The organism is Pseudomonas agarici, from assembly GCF_900109755.1.
Lineage (GTDB): Bacteria > Pseudomonadota > Gammaproteobacteria > Pseudomonadales > Pseudomonadaceae > Aquipseudomonas > Aquipseudomonas agarici.
Window position 1 is genome coordinate 1 of the sequence record NZ_FOAR01000052.1, and the last position, 4,269, is coordinate 4,269.

Consider the following 4,269-nt stretch of genomic DNA (forward strand, 5'->3'; position numbering starts at 1 on the left):
CCTGGCATTAAGGGTAATTGCGTCCGCTTAAAAATACGCGGACACAATCGTCCTTATTGCTCGGGCTCGGAAGGTGTGTTCCCCGGCCCCTTACATTAGGGCGGACGCGCAATAGTTTTGTTAATTGCTCCTGGCCGTATATCACCTATCAGCGATGCTGTATCCGCTCCTCAATTTCACTCGCCCGCTTACCAGCAAGCCTGTCAGCACATTCTTGACAAGGACAAGTTATGGGTAGGCTGAATCAAATTCATAATCGCGGCTGCGCGCTCGCCTTTGCACAGCCGACTGCGGAGAACCAGCTCTCTAGCTCATATGCCCATGACTTTATTCGGTAGAGGTGGCGCTTTTGTATCAGGGAACATTTTGGTGACGCAACAGTCACAACCATTCGCCAGGTTTCAACCCAACTATTACCAAGGAGAGGTAAGCATGGCCTTCGACGCCTTCATCCAATTTGACGATATCGCTGGCGAAGCGCTGGATGACCTGTACACCAACTGGATCGAGACCACAAGCTACAACTTCGGCATCAATCAAAGCACCTCTGCCACCGCAAGCTCTTCTGGCGGCGCAGCTTCAGGGCGTACGACTCTGACCAATTTTACCTTCACCAAGTTTCTCGACATCGCCAGTTGCAAGCTGCTGGAAGCAAGCTGTGCGGGTCAACATTTTAAGGAAGTGACGCTCGTGCTTTGTCGGGCAGGCACGGACAAGCTTAAGTACTACGAAATTGTATTGGAGGAGGTGATCATTGCCGACTACTCACAGAACGCCAGTTCGGGCGTTCCCATCGAAGTCATTCAGTTGAATTACGGGCGTATCAAAACCACGTACACCCGGCAAAAACGTTCCGATGGTAGCGGTGGCGGGAATGTGACAGGGGGCTGGGATCGGATCAACAATAAGAAGTACGCGTGAGAAAAAGCAATGTCTGAAGCACGCAGCTTTATCAACCCAAGAACTCAGTCGTACCAGTCGTTGAAAGCTAGCACACCGGTGTCCGGGTATGCCCAAGGCAAATTTGATGTCTTGAATACGCATATTGCCACCAGTGTGGTCATGGCCGGGGAGCTTGTTATTGTGGGCGACGCCAGTACGCCATCTTGCACCAGCCAAGAAGCGTTCTTGATGGCCAATGCTGCTCAGGTGCATAGAGATCTGCTAACCAGCTGGGTGGAGGGGGATGATTTTTTCCTGGAACACTTCGACTTGCTGCAGAGCGTACTGGCCAATGCCTCAATCGGAGCGGGTGCAGCCAGTGATGGGTGGAGCAAGCACCTGGGAAATATCAAGGTCACACTTGAGGAGATCGAGAAACTACACCGCGATTACCTCGGCTCTGGCACCCTGAGAGTGCCCGCGACACGTTTTACGCCAAGCGCACCGCTTTGTTCATAAAGCTCGAAAAGCAGTTGGGGAACGTTGCCGCGTATGGCTCAGGGTTACGTAACCAGGGAAAGATCAAGCAGGCATTGGGTATCTCGACCCGCAGCTACCTCCATACAGGAGAGATCGCCGGCTATGCCGACAAAGTGTCTGGCGTTGCCAGAGCGTCGAATCTAATCAAGAAAGGCACTTATATTGGTACTGCGCTGGATGTGGCGTCCACAGGCTTGTCGATTCATAAAGCCTGCACGTTGGGCCGGGAGGAACAATGCCGCCGCGCCAAATATGTCGAAAGTTCGACATTGATGGGGAGCTTGGCGGGCGGCAGCGCCGGGGGGTATGTGGGCGGTATGGCTGGGACTGCTGTTTGTGCCGTAGTTCTGGGGGTCAGTACAAGCGGCCCCGGAGCACTAGCTTGTGCTGTCGTCGGCGGTGCAGTGGGCGGTAAGCTCTTCGGTGATTTCGGGAGCAAGACAGGCGAGATGCTGGGTGACTTTTTGTATGGTGAGGTATCGGAGTGAATGAAGTTGCCCCTGGATTGATCGCGTTGCTGATCATTGCACCCATGATGCTGGCTATGGTCGTACAGTGCTACATTGCACATAAATACACTGAGCGCTTTGAGTCGTTTCTTACGAATTGCATCTTCGTGACCGGCAATAAAAATACATTTCAACATGCAGGTTTGTTGGGCAAGGTCATGCGCACCGGGTTGATCTCAATGGTGCTGGCTGTACCGAAGATCTTTGTGCGCAGGAAGTTAATTGATTTCGATGAAGTTAAACGCTTCCCGCCGCGCATGAGACGGCTGCTGGTGAGTCTGTTAGGCATCCACATCCTTTTGCTCGCTGCGCTGGCCATATTCAATTATGTACAGCCCTGAATCTTATGAGTCAGGCTGGCATCCACTGATGCGGAAGCAACCGGTCAATCTCTCTCGCCTGCTGCGTAGGCAGCCGCGTCAGCACATCTTTGAGATAAGCATACGGATCATGCCCATTCAGCCGTGCAGACTGGATCAAACTCATGATCGCCGCCGCCCTTTTCCCGCTGCGCAACGACCCTGCGAAGAGCCAGTTCTTGCGTCCAAGCGCCCAAGGCCGGATCTGGTTCTCGGCCCAATTGTTGTCAATGGGCACGGCCCCGTCATCAAGGTAGCGCGACAGCGCTGCCCAGCGTTTCAGGCTGTAATCGAGCGCTCTGCTGATCGCTGAACCTTCGAGCACAAGATCACGTTGGGCGAGCATCCAGGCATGCAGCCTATCCATCACCGGCACGGCTTTTTCTTGCCGTATTCGGCGCCGTAAATCCGGCTCCAGGTCGCTGACTTCGCACTCGATTTCGTACAACCGCTGTATATAGCGCAGGGCTTGCTCGGCGAGCGTACTTTTATTGGTAGCGTGCAGTTCAAAGAACTTACGCCGCGCATGAGCCATGCACCCAATCTCGGTCACGCCTAGTTCGAAGCTGGCTTTGTAACCGCCAAAATCATCGCAGACCAGCTTGCCCTTCCAGTCATTCAGGAAGTTGCGAGCGTGCTCTCCAGCGCGGCTAGGGCTGAAGTCGTAAACCACCGCTGCCACGTCCGAGAACTGGCTGGTGGCGTAGGCCCAAACATAAGAACGGTGGGTTTTCTTAGTTCCCGGCATGAGCATTTGCACAGGTGTCTCATCGGCGTGAATAACCTGCTGCCCGCGCACCACGTCGCGCAGCGCATCAGCCAGCGGCTGCAACTGAACCCCAGTCACGCCCACCCATTGAGCCAAGGTTGAGCGTGGAATCGCCAAGCCCGCTCGACCGAAGATCGATTCCTGACGGTAAAGCGGCAGATGGTCGGCAAACTTGGCGATCATGACGTGGGCCAGCAGGCCCGCAGTCGGAATGCCCTTATCAATAACCTGCGCCTGAACGGGTGCCTGGGTCAGCGTTTCGCAGTCATCGCAGACCTATTTTCCGAAGCCGTCATGCACCAGCACTTTCATGCGATTGGCGCGGCGGTTGTCGAACAGATAAGCACAGTGCGGCTGCGCCGCACCGAACACCGCAATCACCCGGGCTAACGCCGTGTCGGTACCGGCGCGCATATCCATCGGCTCGGTGGCGAGCCAGATGGAGTCGATGCGAATCATCGCAGAAGGTCTCGAAGAAAGGTCGCGCAGGCAGCAGCATTTTCAGTGGGCCAGTTCACTGTGACGGTGCCGCGCGGGTGCTGTATTTCAACGCAGATATTCGATGATGCTGAGTGCAAGCTTGTCCCGGCCAGCGGCACGGGTAACGGAATAAATGCAGGTTGCAGCGTTGTGCTTTTCTGCGATTGCAGCCGAATCCATTTGTGGACGAGGTTTGCGTTGAGGTTATGGCTGAGTGGCCTAAGTCCTGTGGAATACAGGACTCAAGCACGGCGGGCATAGAAGGCGTCCAACTTTTCGGGGTCAGATCAATTTAAGTGGACACCATGTCTTGGCTTTGCGGGACTGGGTAGATGACTTGGCCGGACGCTTACGGTATGCATTGATGGCGCACACGACGCAAAAAACAAAACCCCTACCTGCTGAGCAGATAGGGGTTTCGGAATTCAATCTTGACGATGACCTACTCTCACATGGGGAAACCCCACACTACCATCGGCGATGCATCGTTTCACTGCTGAGTTCGGGATGGGATCAGGTGGTTCCAATGCTCTATGGTCGTCAAGAAATTCGGGTACCGAGTCGTGGCCATCGGCCGCGCTTCAGCAAATCGGGTATGTGATCAGGTATTTTCGATGCGAATCAGCACAAACTTTCGGTTCGTTTCGTCTTCACACCCCGCAATCTGCTCTCTGGCCCTCAGGCTCAAGTTCACAAATTGCTTGGGTGTTATAGGGTCAAGCCTCACGGG

Annotated in this window: 3 protein-coding genes, 1 rRNA gene and 2 pseudogenes; 3 read left to right on the plus strand and 3 right to left on the minus strand. The window is 54.5% G+C overall.

Features of this window, described 5'->3' with window-relative positions; all coding sequences use genetic code 11:
- The first annotated feature begins 432 nt into the window (after positions 1 to 432).
- From BMX68_RS24745 to BMX68_RS24760, 3 genes and pseudogenes are all read left to right on the plus strand, one after another.
- Entirely contained in the window at positions 433 to 921 is a 489-nt protein-coding gene (locus BMX68_RS24745; protein WP_017129789.1) for an Hcp family type VI secretion system effector, read from the plus strand.
- A 9-nt stretch (positions 922 to 930) separates the two neighbouring features.
- Positions 931 to 1,910, plus strand: a pseudogene (locus BMX68_RS25770) (hypothetical protein).
- Positions 1,907 to 2,272, plus strand: coding sequence for a hypothetical protein (locus BMX68_RS24760; protein ID WP_026012947.1), 366 nt, complete (start codon positions 1,907 to 1,909; stop codon positions 2,270 to 2,272). The pseudogene BMX68_RS25770 and the gene BMX68_RS24760 overlap by 4 nt, the downstream one beginning before the upstream one ends.
- 10 nt (positions 2,273 to 2,282) lie before the next feature.
- Here the strand turns inward: BMX68_RS24760 and tnpC are convergent.
- From tnpC to rrf, 3 genes and pseudogenes are all read right to left on the minus strand, one after another.
- Positions 2,283 to 3,335 (minus strand): annotated as a pseudogene (gene tnpC, locus BMX68_RS24765) (IS66 family transposase); the annotation flags it as partial.
- Positions 3,336 to 3,518: an IS66 family insertion sequence element accessory protein TnpB gene (tnpB, locus tag BMX68_RS24770; protein ID WP_017129785.1), complete on the minus strand. Its 183-nt coding sequence runs from the start codon at positions 3,516 to 3,518 to the stop codon at positions 3,336 to 3,338.
- Between the two features lie 450 nt (positions 3,519 to 3,968).
- Positions 3,969 to 4,084: ribosomal RNA gene (rrf, locus tag BMX68_RS24780) — 5S ribosomal RNA — on the minus strand.
- Positions 4,085 to 4,269: the final 185 nt, after the last annotated feature.

Bases quoted from the DNA above. Each gene is read 5' to 3' on its own strand.
- BMX68_RS24745 (WP_017129789.1), top strand. From the start codon at position 433: ATGGCCTTCGACGCCTTCATCCAATTTGACGATATCGCTGGCGAAGCG.
- tnpB (WP_017129785.1), bottom strand. From the start codon at position 3,518: ATGATTCGCATCGACTCCATCTGGCTCGCCACCGAGCCGATGGATATG.